General features: G+C 61.6%; 22 protein-coding genes. 10 read left to right on the forward strand and 12 right to left on the reverse strand.

What is annotated here, in order from left to right:
• Positions 1–30 precede the first annotated feature (30 nt).
• From rplS to ffh, 5 genes are all read right to left on the reverse strand, one after another.
• Positions 31–381, reverse strand: coding sequence for a 50S ribosomal protein L19 (rplS, locus tag U367_RS0116295; RefSeq protein WP_003175895.1), 351 nt, complete (start codon positions 379–381; stop codon positions 31–33).
• Positions 382–426: 45 nt separating this feature from the next.
• On the reverse strand, positions 427–1,200 hold the full coding sequence (trmD, locus tag U367_RS0116300) for a tRNA (guanosine(37)-N1)-methyltransferase TrmD (RefSeq protein WP_174890967.1): 774 nt from the start codon (positions 1,198–1,200) through the stop codon (positions 427–429).
• The gene (gene rimM / locus U367_RS0116305; RefSeq protein WP_028617814.1) at positions 1,182–1,718 is read right to left on the reverse strand and encodes a ribosome maturation factor RimM; all 537 of its coding nucleotides are present in this window, start codon (positions 1,716–1,718) and stop codon (positions 1,182–1,184) included. The genes trmD and rimM overlap by 19 nt, the downstream gene beginning before the upstream one ends.
• 5 nt (positions 1,719–1,723) lie before the next feature.
• Positions 1,724–1,975, reverse strand: coding sequence for a 30S ribosomal protein S16 (gene rpsP, locus U367_RS0116310; protein WP_003175899.1), 252 nt, complete (start codon positions 1,973–1,975; stop codon positions 1,724–1,726).
• Between the two features lie 250 nt (positions 1,976–2,225).
• Entirely contained in the window at positions 2,226–3,602 is a 1,377-nt protein-coding gene (gene ffh / locus U367_RS0116315; protein WP_003193965.1) for a signal recognition particle protein, read from the reverse strand.
• Between the two features lie 220 nt (positions 3,603–3,822).
• On the opposite strand from ffh, the gene U367_RS0116320 reads away from it, so the two are divergent.
• The 3 genes from U367_RS0116320 (at position 3,823) to U367_RS0116330 (ending at position 7,556) form a co-directional block, all read left to right on the forward strand.
• Positions 3,823–4,635 carry a cytochrome C assembly family protein gene (locus U367_RS0116320; RefSeq protein WP_028617815.1) on the forward strand — a complete coding sequence of 271 codons (813 nt, stop codon included), beginning with the start codon at positions 3,823–3,825 and terminating at the stop codon, positions 4,633–4,635.
• A gap of 12 nt (positions 4,636–4,647) precedes the next feature.
• Positions 4,648–5,886, forward strand: coding sequence for a transporter associated domain-containing protein (locus U367_RS0116325; RefSeq protein WP_028617816.1), 1,239 nt, complete (start codon positions 4,648–4,650; stop codon positions 5,884–5,886).
• 356 nt (positions 5,887–6,242) lie between these two features.
• Positions 6,243–7,556, forward strand: coding sequence for an MFS transporter (locus U367_RS0116330; protein WP_028617817.1), 1,314 nt, complete (start codon positions 6,243–6,245; stop codon positions 7,554–7,556).
• 107 nt (positions 7,557–7,663) lie between these two features.
• Here U367_RS0116330 and purT read toward each other — a convergent pair whose 3' ends face one another.
• The 5 genes from purT to U367_RS0116355 form a co-directional block, all read right to left on the reverse strand.
• The gene (gene purT, locus U367_RS0116335; protein ID WP_017139720.1) at positions 7,664–8,845 is read right to left on the reverse strand and encodes a formate-dependent phosphoribosylglycinamide formyltransferase; all 1,182 of its coding nucleotides are present in this window, start codon (positions 8,843–8,845) and stop codon (positions 7,664–7,666) included.
• A gap of 69 nt (positions 8,846–8,914) precedes the next feature.
• On the reverse strand, positions 8,915–9,382 hold the full coding sequence (locus U367_RS0116340) for a VUT family protein (protein ID WP_010207975.1): 468 nt from the start codon (positions 9,380–9,382) through the stop codon (positions 8,915–8,917).
• Positions 9,383–9,505: 123 nt separating this feature from the next.
• Positions 9,506–9,721, reverse strand: coding sequence for a DUF1289 domain-containing protein (locus tag U367_RS1000000130965; protein ID WP_073860040.1), 216 nt, complete (start codon positions 9,719–9,721; stop codon positions 9,506–9,508).
• Positions 9,718–10,242, reverse strand: a complete 525-nt coding sequence (locus tag U367_RS0116350; RefSeq protein WP_028617818.1) for a gamma carbonic anhydrase family protein — start codon at positions 10,240–10,242, stop codon at positions 9,718–9,720. Before U367_RS0116350 ends, U367_RS1000000130965 begins: the two co-directional genes overlap by 4 nt.
• A 36-nt stretch (positions 10,243–10,278) precedes the next feature.
• Positions 10,279–10,881 (reverse strand): CoA pyrophosphatase, encoded by a 603-nt coding sequence (locus tag U367_RS0116355; protein WP_016971944.1) that lies wholly within the window; start codon positions 10,879–10,881, stop codon positions 10,279–10,281.
• Between the two features lie 149 nt (positions 10,882–11,030).
• Between U367_RS0116355 and U367_RS0116360 the strand changes: the two genes are divergently transcribed.
• The 7 genes from U367_RS0116360 (at position 11,031) to nagE (ending at position 19,518) form a co-directional block, all read left to right on the forward strand.
• Entirely contained in the window at positions 11,031–11,579 is a 549-nt protein-coding gene (locus U367_RS0116360) for an NUDIX hydrolase (protein WP_028617819.1), read from the forward strand.
• 20 nt (positions 11,580–11,599) lie between these two features.
• A complete protein-coding gene (locus tag U367_RS0116365; protein WP_028617820.1) occupies positions 11,600–12,103 on the forward strand; it encodes a L,D-transpeptidase family protein in 504 nt (167 codons plus the stop codon).
• A gap of 262 nt (positions 12,104–12,365) precedes the next feature.
• Positions 12,366–13,124, forward strand: coding sequence for a GntR family transcriptional regulator (locus U367_RS0116370; protein WP_016977704.1), 759 nt, complete (start codon positions 12,366–12,368; stop codon positions 13,122–13,124).
• 10 nt (positions 13,125–13,134) lie between these two features.
• Complete coding sequence (gene nagA, locus U367_RS0116375; RefSeq protein WP_028617821.1) at positions 13,135–14,241, forward strand: N-acetylglucosamine-6-phosphate deacetylase; 1,107 nt, start codon at positions 13,135–13,137, stop codon at positions 14,239–14,241.
• A complete protein-coding gene (locus tag U367_RS0116380; protein ID WP_032864341.1) occupies positions 14,234–15,244 on the forward strand; it encodes an SIS domain-containing protein in 1,011 nt (336 codons plus the stop codon). The genes nagA and U367_RS0116380 overlap by 8 nt, the downstream gene beginning before the upstream one ends.
• A gap of 29 nt (positions 15,245–15,273) precedes the next feature.
• The gene (ptsP, locus tag U367_RS0116385) at positions 15,274–17,784 is read left to right on the forward strand and encodes a phosphoenolpyruvate--protein phosphotransferase (RefSeq protein ID WP_028617823.1); all 2,511 of its coding nucleotides are present in this window, start codon (positions 15,274–15,276) and stop codon (positions 17,782–17,784) included.
• A 27-nt stretch (positions 17,785–17,811) separates the two neighbouring features.
• Positions 17,812–19,518: an N-acetylglucosamine-specific PTS transporter subunit IIBC gene (gene nagE / locus U367_RS0116390; protein ID WP_028617824.1), complete on the forward strand. Its 1,707-nt coding sequence runs from the start codon at positions 17,812–17,814 to the stop codon at positions 19,516–19,518.
• 437 nt (positions 19,519–19,955) lie between these two features.
• Here the strand turns inward: nagE and U367_RS0116395 are convergent, their stop codons facing one another.
• Both U367_RS0116395 and purL read right to left on the reverse strand, forming a co-directional pair.
• Positions 19,956–20,267, reverse strand: a complete 312-nt coding sequence (locus U367_RS0116395; protein ID WP_028617825.1) for an NGG1p interacting factor 3 protein, NIF3 — start codon at positions 20,265–20,267, stop codon at positions 19,956–19,958.
• 4 nt (positions 20,268–20,271) lie between these two features.
• Positions 20,272–24,168 (reverse strand): phosphoribosylformylglycinamidine synthase, encoded by a 3,897-nt coding sequence (gene purL, locus U367_RS0116400; RefSeq protein ID WP_028617826.1) that lies wholly within the window; start codon positions 24,166–24,168, stop codon positions 20,272–20,274.
• Between the last annotated feature and the right edge of the window lie 101 nt (positions 24,169–24,269).

Here is a 24,269-nt window from a genome sequence, read left to right on the forward strand (position 1 = left end):
GCTGCTTTTTTCTGCATCGGGAAGCTGGACTTAAGCCAGTTTTTCCTTGATGCGAGCTGCTTTACCGGACAGGTCACGCAGGTAGTACAGCTTGGCTTTACGTACGTCACCGCGACGCTTGACGGCCATGCTGTCGATTTGCGGGCTGTAGGTCTGGAAAGTACGCTCTACGCCAACACCGTTGGAGATTTTACGAACAGTGAAAGCACTGTTCACACCACGGTTACGCTTGGCGATTACCACGCCTTCGAACGCTTGCAGACGCGAACGGTCGCCTTCCTTCACTTTCACCTGAACGACAATGGTGTCGCCCGGGGCAAAGGTAGGGATCTCTTTGGTCATCTGCTCTGCTTCGAGTGCAAGGATGATTTTGTTAGTCATGCTGTGCTCCTAAGGTAAGTCAATGGACCTACCATCGATACGTTGTTAACTATCGTCCCGCGCGAGGATGTATTCCTCGAGCAGCTTCTTCTCTTCTCCAGAAAGCGAGCGGCTTTCCAGAAGATCGGCGCGTCGTTCATAGGTCCGACCAAGGGACTGCTGTAAACGCCAACGCCGGATGTGTGCGTGATTGCCACTTAGCAATACGTCGGGAACACGCTGATCCGCATACACCTCCGGTCGGGTGTAGTGCGGGCAATCCAGCAAACCATCCGTGAAGGAATCTTCCTCCGCGGAGTCCACATGCCCTAAAGCTCCAGGCAGCAGTCGTGTAACCGCATCTATCAGGACCATCGCCGGCAGCTCGCCGCCAGACAGGACATAGTCCCCAATCGACCACTCTTCATCGACATGAGCTTCAATAAAACGCTCGTCAATGCCTTCATAGCGACCGGCAATCAGGATCAGTGCTTCCTCATTCGCCAGTTCGCGGACCCCAGCCTGTTTCAGCTGGCGGCCTTGAGGGGACAGGTAAATTACCTTCGCCTTCTCCCCGGCGGCGGCCTTGGCCTGAACCAACGCGTCTTCCAGGGGCTTGATCTTCATCACCATGCCCGGACCACCGCCAAATGGGCGATCGTCTACAGTGTGATGTCGATCCGTCGTGTAGTCTCGCGGGTTCCAACAGGTGAGCCGCAACAGCCCCTGTTTCACCGCCCGACTGGTGATGCCGTACTCGCTGATGGCGGAAAACATCTCGGGAAACAAACTGATCACTTCAATGCGCAAATTAGCCACGCTTAGAAGTCCGCGTCCCATTCCACCTTCATCTCGCCCGCTGCCAGGTCGACGGCCAACACGCATTGCTCGGTATAGGGCAACAGGCGTTCGCGATCATCCAGGCTGCCAGCGCAAGGCTTGACCACCATTACATCATTGGCGCCGGTTTCCAGAAGATGATCGATTTTCCCGAACAATTGCCCGAGTTGATCAATAACCTTCAGACCTTCCAGCTGGTACCAGTAGTACTCACCGTCGGTCAATTCAGGGAACAGGTCTCGCGGCACGCAGATCTCATAACCGGCCAGAAGACGAGCTTCTTCACGGTCATCAAGACCCTTGAGCTTTGCGACCAGGAACTTATCGCTCCCGCGTCCACTGACCAGCTCAACCTGCTTCACACTACCTTCGCGCTTGAGCGTCCAGGTCTTGTACTGCAACAGGTTTTCAGTCGGATCAGTAAAGGAATACACCTTCACTTCGCCGCGAACGCCATGAACAGAGTAAATCTTGCCGATAACGATCAAATCATCAGCAACAGCTGGCGTCGCGTTCATATTGCTCAGGCTGCGGCCTTAGCCGAGTCCTTCAACAGTTTTGCAACGCGCTCGGATGGCTGTGCACCCACGCTCAGCCAGTAGGCTACGCGCTCTTGGTTCACGGACAGACGAACTTCTTGACCACGAGCAACAGGGTTGAAGAAACCAACCTGTTCCTTGTGCGAACCGTCACGCGGGTTGCGGCTGTCGGTTACGGTCAAGTGGTAAAACGGGCGCTTTTTGGAGCCGCCAAGGGCAAGACGGATTGTTAGCATGTGAACATCGTTCCTGTAGTCGGTGCTGCAAATCTAAATGCACAGCGGGCATAGGTGCCCGAAAGGCCGCATATTCTAAGGAATATCCGGACTTTTGCAAATGTCTTTTTCTGGCGCCTATCAGCGTGCCACTCAGATCTGCTATAGAGCCGTCGGTTAAAACGGCCGGTCAGCCCCCGCCAACGGCGGGTTTGCTGGAGATCCCACATCCCTGTGGGTCGGAGCAGAAGCGAACTTCTGCTCGAATTCTTTACATCTTTGGCATCCCGCCGCCGGGCAACATACCGCCCATGCCGCGCATCATCTTGGCCATTCCGCCCTTGGCGGAGAATTTCTTCATCATCTTCTGCATCTGCTTGTGTTGCTTGATCAAGCGACCGATGTCCTGCACCTGGGTGCCGGAACCCATGGCGATCCGGCGCTTGCGCGAACCGCTGATCAGCTCGGGATCGCGGCGCTCGGCCGGGGTCATGGAGTTGATGATGGCTTCCATCTGCTTGAACTGCTTCTCTGCCGCGCCCTGGGCATTGCCCATCTGCGCCAGGTTCACACCGCCGATGTTCGGCAGTTTGTCCATCAGGCCGCCAAGACCGCCCATGTTCTTCATTTGTTGCAGCTGGTCGCGGAAGTCTTCGAGGTCGAAGCCCTTGCCCTTCTTCAGCTTTTTGGCCAGCTTGTCGGCCTTGTCCTTGTCGAGCGTGGCTTCGGCCTGCTCGATCAGGCTGAGCACGTCGCCCATGCCGAGGATGCGCGAGGCAATACGCTCTGGGTGGAACGGCTCGAGCGCTTCGCTCTTCTCGCCCATACCGATGAACTTGATCGGCTTGCCGGTGATGGCACGTACCGACAGCGCAGCACCGCCGCGGGCGTCACCGTCGACCTTGGTCAGGATCACGCCGGTCAGCGGCAGTGCGTCACCAAAGGCCTTGGCGGTATTGGCCGCATCCTGGCCGGTCATGGCGTCGACCACGAACAGCGTCTCGACCGGGTTGATCGCGGCATGCAGCGCCTTGATCTCGCCCATCATCTCTTCGTCGATGTGCAGGCGACCGGCGGTATCGACGATGACCACGTCGATGAACTTCAGCTTGGCTTCTTTAATAGCCGCGTTGGCGATGTCGACCGGCTTCTGGCTCAGGTCGGACGGGAAGAAAGTCACGCCTACTTCGCCAGCGAGCATTTCCAACTGCTTGATGGCCGCCGGACGGTACACGTCGGCCGACACCACCATCACGGACTTCTTCTTGCGCTCTTTAAGGAAGCGCGCCAGCTTGCCGGCGGTGGTGGTCTTACCCGCACCTTGCAGACCGGCCATCAATACGACGGCCGGCGGCACGGCGCTGAGGTTCAAGTCTTCATTGGCCGCGCCCATCAGGCTTTCGAGCTCGGCCTGGACGATCTTCACAAAGGCTTGGCCCGGCGTGAGGCTGCGAGACACTTCGGTGCCCACCGCGCGCTCTTTGACCGAGTTGACGAAGTCCTTCACCACCGGCAAAGCCACGTCGGCTTCCAGCAACGCCATGCGCACTTCACGCAGGGTGTCTTTAATATTGTCCTCGGTCAGCTTGGCCTTGCCGGTGACATGGCGCAGCGTCTGCGAGAGACGGTCAGTCAGATTTTCAAACATGCGCGATCCTTTCAGGCCCTATTCATAGACCGAGGTAATGGCGGCCCAGGCTGTGGTAAATCGCTATTAAAAACAGCGCTCGGTGAGCCTGCGGCGTGGGCAGGTCGCGGATTATAGCGAAGACTGCCGCCATGCACACCCGCTGTCTGGCTTGAGAGTCTTTCGTGTTACGCGGGGGTATGCCAAACTCAGCGCCTTTCGGGCTTGCCTAACAGGATTTATGCTCCCTTTGTCACCCAGTTTGCTACCCAGCCTCGCCGCCGCCATTTTGTATGCCGCTGCGACTCTCTACCAGGGCACTCGTCTGGCCCAAGGCGCCAAGGCGGACAAACGCCTGCTCGTCGGCCTTGGCGTCCTCGCCCTGCTGGCCCATGCTGCCAGCCTGTTTACCCATTTGATGACGCCCGTCGGCCTCGGCCTGGATTTTTTCAGCGCCGCCAGCCTCATCGCGGCTGCCGTCATCGCATTGACCCTGCTGGCCTGCTACCGGATTCCCGTCGAGAACCTGCTGGTGCTGCTATTCCCGCTGGGGGTGCTTACGGTACTGATGGCGCAATTCGCCCCGACCGGCACGGTGCAGGTGATCGATGAAGAACCGGGCATCCTCGCGCACATCCTGCTGTCGATCCTCGCTTACGGCATGTTCACCATCGCGGTGTTCCAGGCCCTGCTCCTGCTGCTGCAGGACCACCAGCTCAAGCACAAGCACCCCTCGGGGCTGATCAAGAACTTCCCGCCGCTGCAAACCATGGAAAGCCTGCTGTTCGGCTTCCTGTGGGCCGGCTGGACGCTGCTGTCGCTGTCGCTTATCTCCGGCTGGCTGTTCGTCGAAAACCTATTCGCCCAGCACTTGGTGCACAAGACCCTGCTAGCGTGCCTGGCCTGGGTGGTGTTCAGCGTGTTGCTGTGGGGCCGCAACCGCCTCGGCTGGCGCGGGCACAAGGCGATCCGCTGGACCCTGGCCGGTTTCTGCCTGCTGATGCTGGCCTATTTCGGCAGCAAGCTGGTCCGCGAATACATCCTGCATATCTGACGGGCAGCGATCATGGACAACCTGCCACTGGAGCCGATGCTCGCGGTAATCGCCCTGCTGGTCCTATGGGCCGCACTATTCACCGCCATCGAAGCCGCGCAACAACACCTGCTGGCCCTGCGCCCCGGCACACGCCAGGGCGACAAGGCCGCCACCCGCCTGAGCTTTCCGCGTAACAGCCTGATCCTGTGCAACAGCCTGTGTCGCGCCGCCGTGGTGATCCTCTGCACGCTGCTGGCCATCTATGCCTGGGCGCAGAACGGGCCCTGGCTGGGTTGGATGATCTCCTGCGCGATCCTGCTGGTTCTGGCCGACTACCTGCCCCGCGCCCTCGCCGTCCGCCATCCGCAGGCCGTGCTGGGCTTTGGCAATACGCTGTTGGGCGTGCCGCTGAAAATCCTCTACCCGCTGGCCTGGCTGCTCAATGGCATCAGCCTGTTGCTGCTGCGCCCGTTCGCACGCAAATCCGGCGTGGTGAAACAGAGCGACGAACCGCTGCCCGACCATGACGACGAGCGGGAAGCCGAATCCGACGAAGGCCACACCCCTGGCATGCCCGGCATCCACGCCCTGGACAACATCACTGTCAACGACATCCTGGTGCCGCGCAGTGAAGTGGACGGCATCAACCTGGACGACTCGATCGAAGAGATCATCGAGCAACTGCGCACCTCCCAGCGTACGCGCCTGCCGGTGTTCCACAGTGATATCAACCAAGTGCAGGCCGTGCTCAACACCCGGCAGATCCAGCACCTGCTGCCCGACGCCAGCCTGACCAAGGAAGCGTTGCTCGCCGCCTGCCACGAACCCTACTTCGTCCCGGAAAGCACGCCCCTGCAACTGCAACTGCTGAACTTCCACAAGCAGCAGCGCCGCCTGGGCATGGTGGTGGATGAATACGGCGAAGTGCTGGGTATCGTGACCCTGGAAGACATTCTCGAAGAAATCGTCGGCGAATTCGAAAGCGAGCAAAGTGCCGACAACCCGCATATCGAGCCTCAGCCGGACGGCCGCTACATCATCGATGGCGCTGCATCGATCCGCGAACTCAACAAGAGCCTGAACTGGCACCTGCCCAGCGACGGCCCCAAGACCCTCAACGGCCTGGTCACCGAAGCGCTGGAGACCATTCCCGATTGCGCGGTGTGCCTGAAAATCGGGCGCTACCGCCTGGAAATCCTCGAGACCGAGGACAACCGCGTGAGCAAGGTGCTGATCTGGCACACCAGCCGGATGCCGGTCGCCGTATAAGCTGCTGGCGAAACACATTCTCCCTGTGGGAGCGGGCTTGCTCGCGAATGCGGTAGACCAGCTGAAGATGAGCTGACTGACCCACTGCTTTCGCGAGCAAGCCCGCTCCCACATTTTGATTTGCGGCGTGTCAGCCCCCTTGTTGTATGTTCAAACCCCTTCCTATAATCGGTGCGGCTTACCAGAGCCGCGCCCGACCGCGTGCTACCCGCACCCAGCGTGTCCAGGCACCGCCTTATCGTGTCCGACCGGTGTTCGCTCCCATCCCGAGCCTGCCCGCGCACAACCCTGATCCATGGGTGTTCGACCAATAATAATCCGCGTCCAAACGCGCAATGACCATCAGGGACACCACCATGAGCACCACCTACAACGTGGCCGCGCCCGCCGCCGCCCCGACCAACTCGACTGCACGGGTCGCCACGGCGAGCATCGTCGGCACCGCCATCGAGTTCTACGACTTCTATATCTACGCCACGGCCGCTGCGCTGGTGATCGGCCCGGTGTTCTTCCCGCAGACCTCTGGCACCGCACAGATGCTGGCGTCATTCCTCACCTTCGGTATCGCCTTCATCGCCCGCCCGCTGGGCTCAGCGCTGTTCGGCCACTTCGGCGACCGCATCGGGCGTAAATCCACACTGGTGGCGTCACTGCTGCTGATGGGCGTATGTACCACGCTGATTGGCTTGCTGCCCGGCTATGACAGCATCGGGGCCTGGGCGCCGATCCTGTTGTGTGTGCTGCGGTTCGGCCAAGGCCTCGGCTTGGGCGGTGAGTGGGGCGGCGCGGCGCTGCTGGCCACCGAGAACGCGCCCAAGGGTAAGCGCGCCTGGTTTGGCATGTTCCCGCAATTGGGCCCTTCGATCGGCTTCCTGGCCGCCAACGGCTTGTTCCTGATTCTGGCCATGAGCCTGAACGACGAGCAGTTCCGCAGCTGGGGCTGGCGCATCCCGTTCATCCTCAGCGCTGCGCTGGTGATGGTTGGCCTGTACGCGCGACTGAAGCTGCACGAAACGCCGGTGTTCGCCAACGCCGTCGCCAAGGAAGCGCCGGTCAAGGTGCCACTGGTGGAATTGTTCAGTCAGCATTGGCTGCCGGTATTGCTGGGCGCTGCGTCGATGGTGGTGTGTTACGCGCTGTTCTACATCACCACCGCGTTCTCCCTGAGTTACGGCGTTTCAACCCTGGGCTACAGCCGCGAGACCTTCCTCGGTCTGCTGTGCTTTGCGGTGCTGTTCATGGGACTGGCGACGCCATTGGCGGCGCTGGCCAGTGATCGCTACGGACGCAAGCCGGTGCTGATTGTCGGCGCGATCCTGGCGATCCTGTCGGGCTTCACCATGGAGCCGCTGCTGACTCACGGTTCGACCTGGGCCGTAGCGCTGTTCCTGGCCTTGGAGCTGTTCCTGATGGGCGTGACCTTCGCGCCGATGGGCGCCATGCTGCCGGAACTGTTCCCGACCCGCGTGCGTTATACCGGTGCTTCGGCGGCGTATAACCTGGGCGGGATTGTAGGCGCGTCGGCCGCACCGTTTTTCGCGACCAAGCTGGTGGCGATGGGTGGGCTGAGTTATGTCGGCGGGTATGTGTCGGCGGCAGCGCTGCTCAGCTTGATTGCTGTGCTGTGCCTGAAAGAGACGCGGGATAATGACTTGAACAAGGTCGTCTGATAGACCGAATCACCTGTAGGAGCGAGCTTGCTCGCGAAAAAGGAACATCCGACGCGCAATGCGCCTGAAATGCCTTCGCGAGCAAGCTCGCTCCTACAGGGCCTGCCTTACAGCTCTACTACAACAGCCTTCGAAGCACGGGTCGCCTTAGCCCGAGCCGCTTCAATCGACTCATCCCGCGCCAGCGCCACGCCCATGCGGCGCTGGCCATTCACTTCCGGCTTGCCAAACAGACGCAACGCCGTGTCCGGTTCACTCAACGCGGCGCCCAGGTTGGCGAACGCAGTCTGGGTCGACTGGCCTTCTACCAGGATCACCGCCGAGGCCGAAGGCCCGAACTGACGGATCAACGGGATCGGCAGGCCCAGGATTGCGCGCGCATGCAGCGCAAACTGCGACAGGTCCTGGGAAATCAAGGTCACCAAACCGGTGTCATGCGGGCGCGGCGAGACTTCGCTGAACCACACCTGATCCCCCTTGATGAACAGCTCAACGCCAAACAGACCACGACCTCCCAGGGCCTCGGTCACCGCTTTGGCAACACGCTCGGACTCTGCCAGGGCAATCGGGCTCATGGCCTGCGGCTGCCAGGATTCCTGGTAGTCGCCCTTCTCCTGACGGTGACCGACCGGGGCACAGAACGTGGTGCCGCCGATGTGACGCACGGTCAACAGAGTGATTTCGTAGTCGAAGTCGATAAAGCCTTCGATGATCACGCGGCCTTTACCGGCACGACCACCTTCCTGGGCATAGTCCCAGGCTTTCTGCACATCATCGGCGCTGCGCAGCAGGCTCTGGCCTTTGCCCGACGAACTCATCACCGGCTTGACCACGCAAGGGAAGCCCAGGTCCTGCACGGCCTTGCTGTAGTCTTCGAAGGTATCGGCGAAGTGGTACGGCGAGGTCGGCAGGTCCAGCTCTTCAGCGGCCAGGCGGCGGATGCCTTCACGGTTCATGGTCAACGAGGTGGCGCGCGCGGTCGGGATCACGGTGAAGCCTTCGGCTTCCAGTTCTACCAGGGTCGCGGTGGCGATGGCTTCGATTTCCGGCACGATGAAGTGCGGCTTCTCGGCCTCGATCACCGCACGCAACGCAGCGCCGTCGAGCATGTTGATCACGTGGCTACGGTGCGCCACCTGCATGGCCGGCGCATTGGCGTAGCGATCCACGGCAATCACTTCAACGCCCAGGCGTTGCAGTTCGATTACCACTTCCTTGCCCAGCTCACCGCAGCCACACAGCAAAACGCGGGTCGCGGTTGGCGACAATGGAGTTCCGATTCGGGTCATCTCAGGTCCTCAGGGGAGCGGATCATTGGGAGAAAGGCCGGCATTTTACATGAACTGCAGCAATTGGCCTCAGTTGACGACGGCGCGCTTGCGGATGCGCCAGGCCATGATCAACCACACCACCGTGACCCCGGCGAATTTCGACACCAGCGCGGTGCCCGCTACCGCTGGGGTGAGCGCGCCGATCAAGCCGAAAAAGATGAAGGTATCGAGAGGAATACTCAGCGCCGAACTTATCCACAGGCGGTCGTGCAACGGGCGCTTGGTGATGCTGAACACCAGCCAGTCGATGCACTCGGACACCGCGAAGGCCGTGGCGCTGGCCAGGGCGATGGCTGGGTCGGACGTGACATACGACAGCACCAGCGCAGCCAGCATGGCGATGATCGCACCGTGGCCGAAGCGGGTTTGCACCATGTCGCGCAGGATAAAGACCAGGCCACCCCAAGCAGACCAGATAACGTCCAGGTGCGGGGCGGTGGAGAAGGCGAAGTTGATCAGCACGACGCTGCTAATGTAGGCGATCAGGAAGAGCATGGGGCGAAAACCTGTAGGAGCGAGCTTGCTCGCGAAAAACATTAACGATTACGCGGGGTACCTGACTATACGCGGTGTCATCGAGTTTTTCGCGAGCAAGCTCGCTCCTACAGGGGATAGCACTCAGCCGCCGGATTTCCCGGAAACCATAAACACCAGCCCACTCGTCACCGCCCGCTCATGACACAACCCCAACACCACCCGGCGCTCGGCGTTATCCATGCGACTCCAACGCGTAATCTCATCCACCGTGCGCTGGCAGCCAGTACAAATATCGTCGTCATCCAATGCACAAATGCTCACGCACGGCGACGCAACGGGGCGCTCGATCGGGCTCATTCTTCCTGCTCAACCAGGTCACGCGCATAACGCTGCGAGTTATGCACATAGTGCGCAGCGCTGGCTTCAAGCATGCGTTTCTGCGCGTCGGTCAATTCACGCACCACCTTGCCCGGCGAACCCATCACCAGCGAACCATCGGGAATTTCCTTGCCTTCGCCGATCAGCGAATTGGCGCCGATGATGCAGTGCTTGCCGATCTTGGCGCCATTGAGGATCACCGCGTTGATGCCGATCAGGCTGTAATCATCCACCGTGCAGCCGTGCAACATGGCGTTATGGCCAATGGTCACGCCGGTGCCCAGGGTCAGCGGGTAGCCCATGTCGGTGTGCATCACGCTACCGTCCTGCACGTTGCTGTTCTTGCCGATCAGGATCAGTTCGTTGTCGCCACGCAACACCGCGTTGAACCAGACATTGGCGCCCTCCTCCAGCTTGACCTTGCCCACCAGCGTGGCATTCGGCGCCACCCAGCTGTGTGGATGCGTCTCGACGCGGGCGTCGCCCAGGCGGTATTTCATGGTGTTTCCTCACGGCGTTGCCATTCAAGCGATGGCTTAGATGTTGATGAAACTCTTGGGTGGTTGGTGCAGGCTGATCTTGGCATCGTCATAGAGGAGGTTGATCAACTCGACGATCATGATCGCCGTCAGCCCCCAGATCTTGTATTCGCCGAACCGATAGCTGGGCACGTACCAACTGCGGCCTTGGTAATCGATCCGGTGGGTATGTTCCCGTGGGTCTTGTCGGAAGAAGTCCAAGGGCACGCTGAAAACAGCGGCGATTTCGGCATCGTTGGCCAGGTATTCGACGTAATCTGGGATGACGCCGACATACGGCGTAACCCGAATGCCATGCAGGGAGATCAACGGGCTCAGCGGGCCGATCACTTCGACCAGCCCGGGCGGCAGGCCGATTTCTTCTTCGGCCTCGCGCAGCGCGGTGAAGATCAGGTCCGGGTCTTCGGGGTCACGGCGCCCGCCGGGAAAGGCCACTTCGCCACCATGGGTCGACAGGCCACTGGCGCGCAGGGTCAGGATCAGCTCAGGTTCGTCACTGCGGGTAATCGGCACCAGCACCGCGGCCTCGGGGAAACGCCCGTCGGTTTCAAGCGTGTGGGGGGTGTGATTGCTTACCCGGCGAAGTAGCTCGTCCAGCATGAGTCATCTCGGTCTGTTGGCTACCTTGCATCATGCACCAAAGCTCGCGGGCGCCCAACCCCAAAACCCGCGCCGTGTCGCTAAACGACAACTTGTTGCAGCGCCCTGCCCGTCACGCCAAGATAGACGCACTTTCCAGGAACCCCAGCATGAATTTCTGCAGCCAGTGCGGTAAACCGGTCACCCAACGCATCCCCGAAGGCGACGGCCGCCTGCGCTTTGTGTGTGATCACTGCTCGACCATCCACTACCAGAACCCCAACATCGTCGCCGGCACCGTACCCGTGTGGGGCGATAAAGTGCTGCTGTGCCGTCGCGCCATCGAACCGCGCCTGGGCTACTGGACCCTGCCCGCCGGCTTCATGGAAAACGGCGAGACCGTGGAACAGGCCGCCATGCGCGAAACCCTGGAAGAAGCCTGCGCCCGCGTGCACAACCTGAACATCTATACGCTGATCGACGTGCCACACATCAACCAGGTGCATATTTTCTACCGCGCCGACCTGCTCGACCTGGACTTCGCCGCCGGTCCCGAGAGCCTGGAAGTGCAGCTGTTCGATGAAGCCGACATCCCTTGGTCCGAGCTGGCTTTCCGCACGGTCGGGCGTACCCTGGAATACTTTTTCGCTGACCGCAGGCAACAGTCGTTCCCGGTGCGCAGCGAAGCCGTGCCGGCGATGGGAAAGCCCGCGCCATGACACTGGGGATACCGTCTTTGATGCGCTGGGTGCTTGCCCTGCTCTGCCTGTCGTTCACCACGCTGTCACCAGCCTCCACCGTGCAAACCCTGGGCGGCAAGCCTGTCGAAAAAGTCCTGGTGCTCAAGTCTGCCCACCAATTGCAGTTGATCAACGACGGCAAGCCTTTCAAGACCTACCGCATTTCCCTGGGCAAGAACCCCAAGGGCCACAAGCTGATCGAGGGCGACCGCCGTACGCCAGAGGGCCTGTACTGGATCGACTGGCGCAAGACCAGCGACCGCTTCAACCTGGCCATGCACATCTCCTACCCAAACATCAGCGACGCCGCCCGCGCCCGCCGCGAAGGCGTGAAGCCCGGCAGCATGATCATGATCCACGGCACCCCCGACACCGAGGATTACCCGGAACAGTGGTTCCACACCCTGGACTGGACCGACGGCTGCATCGGCATGCGCAACGTGGACATGCGCGAAGTTTGGAACTTGGTCAAAGACGGCACCCTGATCGAGATTCGTCCGTAATCTCGTACCGTTCGTAAAATAATTCGAAAAAATTCCTGCCCTGCCCCACGCCCGCCGGTGAATACCAGTTCACCCCCGCGGGCTGCGCAGTTCTGCGCGTGATAAAGACCTCTCTAATACCACTTGATACCAGGCCCCATTACAGAGCCCGAAAACCAATGCCTGCACCATTTTGACTGCATTGACATGGTATTTAAGTGGTATTAATTTCCGGCCCATACCGGGCGACAACACTCCAATAACCGCATCGGAAACCTTAACGATGAATCCCATCCTGGCCCTGCGCCCCGACGACAAACAATCCACGCCGCTGTACCTGCAATTGGCGCGCAAACTGGAAGCGGCGATCCATGCCGGCCAGTGGACGTCCGAGCAGGCACTGCCGTCAGAACGCGTTCTCAGCGAGCAATTGAGCATTTCGCGCGTCACCGCACGCAAGGCGTTGGAAGTGTTGTTTGCCCAAGGGCTGATCCGCCGCAACCAAGGTTCCGGCACCTATATTTCGCCACGTTTGGAACAGCCGCTGTCGCGCCTGTCGGGGTTCAGCGAAATGCTGCGGCTCAAGGGTTTCGTGCCCAGCTCCCAATGGCTGGAGCGTGAACTGACCCAGCCGACCCACGAAGAGATGATCCGCCTGGGCCTGTCGCCCGCCGACAAAGTGGCTCGCCTCAAGCGCTTGCGTAAGGCGGATGACACGGTGATGGCAATTGAAATGACCACCATGCCCGCCTCGGTGCTGCCACAGCCACAAGCCATCGGCCACTCGCTGTACGAGTACCTGGAAGGCATCGGCAAACCGGTGGTGCGCGCCCTGCAGCATATCCAGGCGATCAACGCCTCGGACGAGTTCGCCAAGCTGGTCGGCATCGCCCCCGGCACCGCCATGCTGCTGATGACCCGGGTCGGCTACACCGCCGATAACACCCCGATCGAAATCACCGACACCTACTGCCGCAACGACTACTACGACTTCGTCGCAGAACTGCGTCGCCACGACTATTCCGCTGAACTGCGAATTTAGAGAACTGCCCATGTCCGAAGACAACATCCTCACGCCCAGCGGCTGGATTCGCGGCCGCCTGGTGCACGCGCACGGCAAGGTCGTCGCCATCGAAGGCACGCCCTGCGACCCGGCTGAAAACGAGTTGCCCTACCTGCTGCCGGGCTTTATCGACCTGCATGTGCACGGCGGTGGCGGCGCGGACATCATGGAAGGCCGCGATGCCTTCGAGACGATCACCCGCACCCATGTGCGCTTTGGTACTACCTCGTTGCTGGCCACCACCATGACAGCTCCGGTGGAGGAAATCTCCAGCGTGCTTGGCCAGCTCGGCACGTTCTGCGAGCAACGTCCTACCGGCAGCGCCCGTGTACTCGGCGTGCACCTGGAAGGGCCCTACATCAATCCCGGAAAACTCGGCGCCCAACCCAACTTCGCCCACACCGCGTTGATGGCCGAAGTGGAAGCCTACCTGCGCCTGGCGCCAATCCGCGTGATCACCATCGCGCCGGAAATCGCTGGCCACGACGGCCTGATCCGCGCCCTCAGCGAACGCGGCGTGCGCATGCAGATCGGCCACACCCTGGGCAGCTACGAAGAAGGCGTCGCCGCCCTCGCCGCCGGAGCCACCAGCTTTACCCATTTGTACAACGCGATGAGCCCGTTGCATCACCGCGAGCCGGGCATCGTCGGCGCCGCGTTGGCCCACGCCAAATACGCCGAATTGATCCCGGATCTGCTCCACGTTCACCCCGGCGCCATGCGCGTGGCGTTGCGCTCGATCCCATGCCTGTATTGCGTCACCGATTCCACCGCCGCCGCCGGCATGCCCGACGGTGAATACAAGCTGGGCAGCCACACCGTGACCAAATGCCTGGGCGGCGTACGCCTGGCCGATGGCACCCTGGCCGGCAGCACGCTGACCATGGACCAGGCGCTGCGCAACCTGGTGAAGATCGGCTTGCCCATCAGCGAAGCCTCACAACGCCTGTCGCAATTTCCTGCGGACTACCTGGGCCTGGAAGAACGCGGCCGCCTGCAACCCGGCAGCTTTGCCGACTGCGTGCGCCTGGACCGCTCCCTGACACTCACCGACGTAATGGTCGAAGGAGAAACCATTGACTTCAAAAATGCTTGAAGAGGCCCTGGCCTCCTGCGACGCCGTGGCCGCCCAACTGCAACGCCTGGACCCGGCGCTGGAGGAAATCGCCGGCCGCCTGCGCCGTCAGCCGCCGCAGGTGGCGATGACCATCGCCCGTGGCAGCTCGGACCATGCCGCCAGCTATTTCGCCTATCTGACCATGCAGCACGTCGGCATTCCGGTGGCGTCGTTGCCGATGTCGGTAGTGACCCTGTTGCAGGCGCCAATGAAAGTCAGCGGCCAGGTGGCGTTTGGTTTCTCCCAGTCGGGGCAAAGTCCGGACTTGGTGAACAGCCTGCGTCTGCTACGCAAACGCGGTGCCCTGAGCATTTCGCTGGTCAACGCCGAAGACTCGCCGCTGGAAGCCGCCTGCGAATTCCATGTGCCGCTGTGCGCCGGGCCGGAACACAGTGTGGCCGCGACCAAAAGCTTCATCGCCACCCTCAGCGCCAGCGCGCAGCTGATTGGCCACTGGAACCAGGAAACGGAGTTGCTGCAAGCCTGCCGCGCCCTGCCCGATGACCTGCGTGCCGCCGCCAAGCAAGATTGGACGGTTGCCATCGACGCCCTGCGCGACTGCCAGCAATTGATGGTCATCGGTCGCGGCGCCGGTTTCGCCATCGCCCAGGAAGCTGCACTCAAGCTCAAGGAAACCTCGGCGATCCAGGCCGAAGCCTTCAGCAGCGCCGAAGTGCGTCACGGACCGATGGCCCTGATTGGCGACAACTATCCCCTGCTGGTCTTCGCCCCGCGCGGCGCCGAGCAAGCCGGCCTGCTGAGCCTGGCCGCCGACATGCGCCAGCGCGGCGCCCGTGTATTGCTGGCTGCGCCGGATGACATCGTCGAGCGCGACCTGACCCTGAGCCGCGCCGAACACCAGACCCTGGACCCGATCCTGGCAATCCAGAGTTTCTACGTGATGGCGGCAGGTTTGGCGCAAGCCCGAGGCATGGACCCGGACCAGCCGCGTCACCTGAGCAAAGTTACCCGCACTCACTGAGTGGTGTTTTCCTGATGAGTACCGTGCCCATGTCCTACAACAATAATGAATTGACCCTCAGCGCCCCGTTAAGCGGGCCCGTGCTGACCCTGGGCGACGTTCCTGATGAAGTGTTTGCAAGCCACGCCATGGGCGATGGTATTGCCATCGACCCCCTGAACGATTGCCTGCATGCGCCCTGTGACGGCGTGATCATCCATGTCGCGCGCACCGGGCACGCCCTGACGATTCGCGCCCAGAACGGTGCCGAGGTGTTGATGCATGTGGGCATCGATACTGTGGAACTGAACGGCGAAGGCTTTGCCTTGCTGGTGAAGGAAGGCGCGAAGGTGAGCAAGGGGCAAGCATTGGTGCAGTTTGACCTGGACCGCATTGCGCGCCAGTGCAAGAGCTTGATCAGCCTGATCATCCTGACCAATGGCGAACGTTTCGAATTGCGTTCGGTAGCCGGGCAATCGATCAAGGTCGGCGAGCCGTTGTTGCAGGTCGTGGCGCGTTCGGCGGCAGCGGTTCAAGCCGCTGTGGATAACTCGGCCACTGAAGTCAGCGCCAGCGTGCGCATCACGCATCGCGGTGGTTTGCATGCGCGTCCGGCGGCGTTGATCCGCAAGACGGCCCAGGGTTTCAGCAGCCAGGCACAGCTGCATTTCGGTGAAAAATCAGCTTCGTGTGACAGCTTGATTGGCTTGATGGGACTGGGTATTGGCGAAGGGGATGAAGTGCGTGTGAGCTGTCGCGGCAAGGATGCGGAGGCGGCGTTACAGGCACTGGTCGCGGCCTTGTCCGCCGCCATCAAGCACGAACACCACGCCCCCGTCGTTGCCACCCCACGCCGAGCCAACACCGAAGCCGGCGTGTTGCAAGGTGTGTGTGCTGCTCCGGGTCTCGTATGTGGGCCGCTGTTCCGCCTGACGGGTATCGAACTGCCGGCAGACGCCGGCCACCATACTGCCGATGAGCAGCTGCAACGCCTGGACACCGCCCTGGAGCAAGTGCGCAGCGAAATTCGCATGACTCTGGATCAAGCGCGCCAGCGCAAGAACGTCGAGGAAGAAGACATCTTCGCCGCCCACCTCGCGCTGATGGAAGATCCTAACCTGCTGGAAGCCGCGACCGGCTCCATCGAAAAAGGCAGCGCAGCGACTCACGCCTGGCGCGATGCAATCCAGGCGCAATGCGCGGTATTGCTGGCCCTGGGCAAACCACTGTTTGCCGAACGCGCCAACGATCTGCGTGATTTGCAACAACGGGTACTGCGTGCGTTGCTGGGTGAGGCCTGGCATTTCGAATTGCCCGCGGGGTCGATTGTCAGCGCCCATGAACTGACCCCCTCAGACCTGCTGCAACTCAGCGCGCAACAGGCCGTCGGCATTTGCATGGCCGAAGGCGGCGCCACCTCTCACGTGGCGATCCTGGCTCGCGGCAAAGGTTTGCCCTGCGTGGTGGCGTTGGGTGCCGAAGTCCTCGATGTGCCCCAAGGTCAACGTGTGGTGCTGGACGCCGCCAACGGCCGCCTGGAACTGGCACCCAGCGACGCGCGCCACGCCGAAGTGCACCAGATTCGTGACGCGCAGAAACGGCGTCGCCAGCAGCAACAGGCCCAGGCTCAACAGCCGGCGCGCACCAGCGATGGCGTGACCATCGAAGTGGCCGCCAATGTCGCTTCCAGTGCCGAAGCCCTGGTGGCGTTTGAAAATGGCGCCGATGGCGTCGGCCTGCTGCGCACCGAATTTCTCTTCGTTGATCGTCGCACTGCACCGGATGAACAGGAGCAGCGCCAGGCCTACCAAGCAGTACTGGATGCCATGGGCGACAAGTCGGTGATCATCCGCACCATCGACGTGGGCGGCGACAAGCAGCTCGACTACCTGCCGCTGCCGGTCGAAGCGAATCCGGTGCTGGGCCTGCGCGGTATTCGCCTGGCCCAAGTGCGCCCGGAACTGCTCGACCAGCAACTGCGCGCGCTGCTGCAGGTCTCCCCACTGGAGCGCTGCCGCATCCTGCTGCCGATGGTCAGTGAAGTGGATGAGCTGCTGCAGATCCGCCAGCGTTTGGATGAGTTGTGCGTGGAGCTGGAACTGACCCAGCGCCCCGAACTGGGCGTGATGATCGAAGTGCCCGCTGCCGCACTGATGGCCGAGCAGTTGGCCAAGCACGCGGACTTCCTGTCCATCGGCACCAATGACTTGTCCCAGTACACCCTGGCCATGGACCGCGACCACGCCGGCCTTGCCGCGCGCGTCGATGCGCTGCACCCGGCGCTGCTGCGGCTGATCGCCCAGACCTGCGCGGGCGCTGCAAAACACGGGCGTTGGGTCGGCGTGTGTGGCGCCCTCGCCTCCGACCCGTTGGCCACGCCGGTCCTGGTGGGCCTGGGGGTCAGCGAGCTGTCGGTAAGCCCGCCGCAGATCGGAGAAATCAAGGACCGCGTCCGCCACTTGGACGCGGCGCAATGCCGGCAACTGAGCCAAGGGCTGCTCGACCTGAGCAGCGCCAAAGCCGTTCGCCAAGCCTGTCAACACCACTGGCCGCTGAGCTGACAACAACAAGAAAAAAGGAGACTCGCCATGTACCAACATTTCATCGAAGGCCTGCAACGCCTGGGCCGTGCACTGATGCTGCCGATTGCGATCCTGCCGATCGCCGGCCTCTTGCTGCGCCTGGGCGACACCGATCTTTTGAACATCGCGGTGATGCACGACGCCGGGCAGGCGATCTTCGCCAACCTGGCGCTGATCTTCGCCATCGGCATTGCCGTGGGGTTTGCCCGCGACAACAACGGCACGGCCGGTTTGGCGGGTGCGATTGGTTACCTGGTGATGGTCTCCACGCTCAAGGTGATGGACACGTCCATCAACATGGGCATGCTTGCCGGTATCGCCAGCGGCCTGATGGCAGGCGGGCTGTACAACCGCTTCAAGGACATCAAGCTACCGGAGTACCTGGCGTTCTTTGGTGGACGACGGTTCGTGCCGATCGTCACCGGGTTCAGTGCGGTCGGATTGGGCGTGATCTTTGGTTTGATCTGGCCGCCGATCCAGCACGGCATCAACAGCTTCGGCGTGTTGTTGATGGAAAGCGGCAGCCTGGGTGCGTTTGTGTTTGGCGTGTTCAACCGCCTGCTGATTGTCACCGGGCTGCACCACATCCTCAACAACATGGCGTGGTTTGTGTTCGGCACCTTCACCGATCCGGCCACCGGCGCGGTGGTGACGGGCGACCTGACCCGCTACTTCGCTGGCGACCCCAAAGGCGGCCAGTTCATGACCGGCATGTTCCCGGTGATGCTGTTCGGTCTGCCTGCCGCGTGCCTGGCGATGTACCGCAACGCCTTGCCCGAGCGCCGCAAAGTAATGGGCGGGATTTTCCTATCGATGGCGCTGACCTCGTTCCTGACCGGGGTGACCGAGCCGATTGAGTTCGCGTTCATGTTCCTCGCACCGTTCCTGTACCTGATCCATGCGGTGCTGACCGGCCTGTCGATGGCGGTCACCAATATGCTGAATATCCACCTGGGCTTTACCTTCTCCGGTGGGTTTATCGACATGGTGCTGGGCTGGGGCAAGTCCACCAACGGCTGGCTGGTATTCCCGGTTGGTTTGGCCTATGCGCTGATCTACTACAGCGTGTTCAACTACTGCATTCGCCGCTTCAACCTGAAAACGCCGGGGCGGGAAGATATCCAGGTGGTGCAGGCTGAGGTGATGACGGATAACCAGCGCGCTACGGCCTACATCCAGGCCTTGGGCGGTGCGCAGAATTTGCTGAGCGTTGGCGCCTGCACCACGCGCCTGCGGTTGGACATGGTGGATCGCAACAAGGCGGTGGATGCGCAGCTGAAAGCCCTCGGTGCCATGGCGGTCGTCCGGCCAGGTAACGGCGGCAGTTTGCAGGTGGTGGTCGGGCCGATGGCAGACAGCATTGCCGATGAGATTCGGTTGGCCATGCCTTCGTTTGTTGCCAGTGCGCCGGTGGCGGTTGCGTCTGTGGATAAACCGGTGGCGGTGAATGTGCAGGAAGCCGAGAAGTGGCTGAATGCCTTGGGTGGCCGAGGGAATGTTCGCCAGTTGGAAGCGGTGGCGATGACGCGGTTGCGGGTGGAGTTAGGGGATGACTCGGTGTTGTCTGAAGCTGACCTGACGGCTCTGGGTTGCCAGGGTGTGAGCCAGCTGGAAAGCGGTGTTTGGCACTTGTTGATTGGTGACAAAGCGTCGGGCTTGGGTGACGCGTTGGAGCGGTTGGTCAGCGGTCGCCAGATTGTGGCTGGGGCCTAACAAATCTTTGCCTGAACAGGCCCCATCGCGGGCAAGCCCGCCTCCCACATTTTTTATCTGTGAATACATTCAAAATGTGGGAGCTGGCTTGCCAGCGATTGGCCTTAACTAGCGACTGGAGTGTTGAGACCAGGAATCTCATTCATGTCCAACACATGATTTCGGCGGGCTTGCAGTCCCGGTCGCTGAATTGGCAGCGACTGGTGAAGATTAGTGAGAGGAGTTCCGAGGGACAACCTGAAAGACCTGTGGGAGAGATCTGAGGCGCCTGTACCGACGCCATCGCAGGCAAGCCAGCTCCCACAGTGATTGATGTACGACATGACAACGCGGTCGAATGTGGGAGCCGGGCTTGCCCGCGATGAGGCCCTAACAGCCGACAAAAAACCCGCTGACCAAACTGGCCCAGCGGGTTTCGTGTTTATGCAGCCAACGAATCAAAAATCCGCCAACTGCCACACCTCATACGCCGGTGTCTCATACGGGTGACTGAGTTTGAGCGCCGCCACTACAGCCACGATCAACTCGTCCGCCACCACCAGCTCAACCTTCCATTCTTCAACCACTTCAACCTGGCCCACCTGCCCGATAAACGGCTGGCTGCCGTCCAACGCGCGGAATTGGCCCTGGCCCAGCACTTGCCAGGCGCAGCTGTCGTAGTTGCCGATGCGCCCGCCGCCAGCGGCAAAGACGGCGGTCTTCACCGTCTCCACGTGGCTGTCGGGCACAAAGAAGGCGAGCTTGTACACCGTCTTAGTTCACCCACACGCGAGCGTTACGGAACATGCGCATCCAGGCGCCGTCTTCGTTCCACTCTTCCGGACGCCACGAGTTCTGCACGGCGCGGAATACACGCTCCGGGTGCGGCATCATGATGGTCACGCGACCGTCGCGGCTGGTGAGGCCGGTGATGCCGCGCGGCGAGCCGTTCGGGTTGGCCGGATAGGTCTCGGTGACCTTGCCGTGGTTGTCGACAAAACGCAGGGCGACGGTGCCGGACAGGTCGGCTTCGAGCAACGCTTCTTCGCTTTCGAACTCGGCATGGCCTTCACCGTGGGCAATGGCGATTGGCATGCGCGAACCGGCCATGCCTTGCAGGAAGATCGAGTTGGACTCCTGCACCTGCACCATGGCGACACGGGCTTCGAACTGCTCGGAACGGTTGCGCACGAAGTGCGGCCAGAACTCGCTGCCCGGGATCAGTTCGCTGAGGTTGGACATCATCTGGCAACCGTTGCACACACCCAGGGTGAAGCTGTCGTTGCGCTCGAAGAAGCCTTGGAACGCATCGCGGGCACGGCTGTTGAACAAGGCCGACTTGGCCCAGCCTTCACCGGCACCCAGCACGTCGCCGTAGGAGAAACCGCCGCAGGCTACCAGGCCTTTGAACTCGTTGAGGTCAACGCGACCGGCGAGGATGTCGCTCATGTGCACGTCGATCGCATTGAAACCGGCGCGGTCGAACGCAGCCGCCATTTCCACCTGGCCGTTGACGCCCTGCTCACGCAGTACGGCAACCTGTGGGCGGATACCTTTCTTGATGTAAGGCGCGGCGATGTCCTGGTTGACGTCGAAGCTGAGCTTGGTGCTAAGGCCCGGGTTGTCTTCTTCCAGGATCACGTCGAATTCCTGTTCGGCGCAGTCGGCGTTGTCACGCAGGCGTTGGATCTGGTAGCTGGTCTCGGCCCACTGGCGTTGCAGCAAGCGGCGCTGGCCAGCAAACACGGTGTCGCCGTTGAACGAGATGTTGATCTCGCCGTTGTTGATCGGCTGGCCGATCACGGCCACGCAGTCGTCCAGGCCAGCGGCGCTGAATTGGGCGAGTACGTCCGGTGTAGCGTCTTGGCGAACCTGGATCACCGCACCCAACTCTTCGTTGAACAGGATGCCGTTGATTTCGGCAGCATCCTCGGCAACGCTGTCGAGCACGATGTTCAGACCGCAGTGGCCAGCGAAGGCCATCTCGACAACGCTGGTCAGCAAACCACCGTCGGAACGGTCGTGGTAAGCCAGCAGGTGGCCGTCGGCGTTCAGGCCCTGGATCACGGCGAAGAAGGCTTTGAGGTCTTCGGCGTCATCGACGTCCGGTGCCTGCTTGCCGAGCTTGCCATGGGTCTGCGCCAGGATCGAGGCGCCCATGCGGTTCTGGCCACGGCCCAGGTCGATCAGGATCAGGTCGGTGGTGCCCTTGTCCATGCGCAGTTGCGGGGTCAGGGTCTGGCGGATGTCAGTGACCGGTGCGAAACCGGTGACGATCAGCGACAGCGGCGAGGTGACCGTCTTGTCGATGCCGTCTTCGTTCCAACGGGTGGCCATGGACATGGAGTCCTTACCCACCGGAATGGTGATACCCAGCTCAGGGCAAAGCTCCATGCCGACCGCCTTGACGGTGTCGTACAGGCGCGCGTCTTCACCCGGGTGGCCGGCAGCGGACATCCAGTTGGCCGACAGTTTGATGTCGGACAATTTACCGATGCGCGAAGCCGCGATGTTGGTGAGGGTTTCACCAATGGCCATGCGGCCCGACGCCGGGGCGTCGAGCAGGGCCAGCGGTGTGCGCTCGCCCATGGCCATGGCTTCACCGGTGTAGACGTCGAAGCTGGTGGCGGTAACGGCAACGTCAGCCACCGGAACCTGCCACGGGCCGACCATTTGGTCACGGGCCACCAGGCCGGTGATGGTGCGGTCGCCGATGGTGATCAGGAAGCTTTTGCTCGCCACGGCCGGGTGGTGCAACACGCGTTCGATGCTGTCGGCCAGTTCCAGTTGGCTTGGGTCGAAATCATCGCCCAGCTCGGCTTCACGTACAGCCGAACGGTGCATGCGCGGGGCTTTGCCCAGCAGCACTTCCAGCGGCATGTCCACCGGGCTGTTGCCGAAGTGGCTGTCGGTAACCGTCAGCTGTGGCTCGGCAGTGGCTTCGCCGACTACCGCAAACGGGCAACGCTCGCGTTCGCAGATGGCCTGGAAGCGTGCGAAGTCTTCAGCGCCGACTGCCAGAACGTAGCGCTCCTGGGATTCGTTGCTCCAGATTTCGTGCGGGGCCATGCCCGGCTCGTCGTTAGGAATGTTGCGCAGTTCGAAACGGCCACCACGGTCGCCATCATTGACCAGTTCCGGGAAGGCGTTGGACAGACCACCCGCGCCGACGTCGTGGATGAAGCTGATCGGGTTCTTGTCACCCAACTGCCAGCAACGGTCGATGACTTCCTGGCAGCGACGCTCCATCTCTGGGTTTTCGCGCTGTACGGAAGCGAAGTCCAGGTCTGCCGAGCTGGTGCCGGTGGCCATGGAAGAAGCGGCGCCGCCGCCCAGGCCGATCAACATCGCCGGGCCGCCGAGCACGATCAGCTTGGAGCCGACCAGGATCTCGCCTTTCTTGACGTGTTCTTCACGGATGTTGCCCATGCCGCCGGCCAACATGATTGGCTTGTGGTAGCCGCGCACTTCATCGCCACGCGGGGTGGTGATGGATTGTTCGAAGGTACGGAAGTAACCGGTCAGCGCCGGACGCCCGAATTCGTTGTTGAACGCGGCGCCGCCCAGCGGGCCTTCGATCATGATGTCCAGCGCGGTGACGATGCGCTCAGGCTTGCCGTACGGCACTTCCCATGGCTGTTCAAAGCCTGGGATCTGCAGGTTGGACACGGTGAAACCGGTCAGGCCCGCCTTTGGCTTGGCGCCTCGGCCGGTAGCACCTTCGTCACGGATTTCGCCGCCGGAACCTGTGGCTGCGCCCGGGAACGGGGCAATCGCGGTCGGGTGGTTGTGGGTCTCAACCTTCATCAGGATGTGCACCGGCTCCTGCACCGCGCCGTACTGGCGGGTTTCAGGGTCCGGGAAGAAACGGCCGGCGACGGAGCCGACGATCACCGAGGCGTTGTCTTTATAAGCCGACAGAACGCCTTCGCTGTGCATCACGTAGGTGTTCTTGATCATGCCGAACAGGCTTTTTTCCTGGCTTTCGCCGTCGATGTCCCAACTGGCGTTGAAGATTTTGTGACGGCAGTGCTCGGAGTTGGCCTGGGCGAACATCATCAGTTCGATGTCGTGCGGGTTGCGCTTCAAGCCGTTGAAGGCGTTGACCAGGTAGTCGATCTCGTCTTCAGCCAGGGCCAAGCCCAGCTCGGTGTTGGCCTTCTCGAGGGCGGCGCGGCCACCGCCGAGCACGTCAATCGCGGTCAGCGGCTTGGGCTCGGCGTGGCTGAACAGGCCGGCAGCCTGTTCCAGCTGGCTGACGATGATCTGGGTCATGCGGTCGTGCAGGCTGCTGGCGATCAGCTCGGCTTCGGCATCGCTGAACTGGCCGGCGACGTAGAACGCGATACCACGCTCCAGGCGCTGGATTTTTTCCAGGCCGCAGTTGCGGGCGATATCGCTGGCCTTGCTCGACCAGGGCGAGATGGTGCCGAACCGCGGCAGAACCAGGAACAAGCGGCCATTAGGCTCTTGAACCGGAACGCTTGGGCCGTACTTCAGAAGGCGTGCCAGCACTTGCTGTTCGTCGGCGGTCAACACGCCGGTAACGTCGGCGAAGTGAGCAAATTCAGCGTACAGGCCTGTAACAGCTGGAACCTTTTGGCTCAGTTGCTCAAGGAGTTTGCTGTGGCGAAAGGCAGAAAGGGCAGGAGCGCCGCGCAGGATCAACATCTTCGGGACAGCCTCGGGAAGGGGGTGTGCTTTGAGGCCGTGCATTCTAGCGTAAACCGCCGCCAACGGCACCCGAAACGCTACCGGTGGCTGCTGCCGGA

It is taken from the genome of Pseudomonas canadensis (genome assembly GCF_000503215.1).
GTDB lineage: Bacteria > Pseudomonadota > Gammaproteobacteria > Pseudomonadales > Pseudomonadaceae > Aquipseudomonas > Aquipseudomonas canadensis.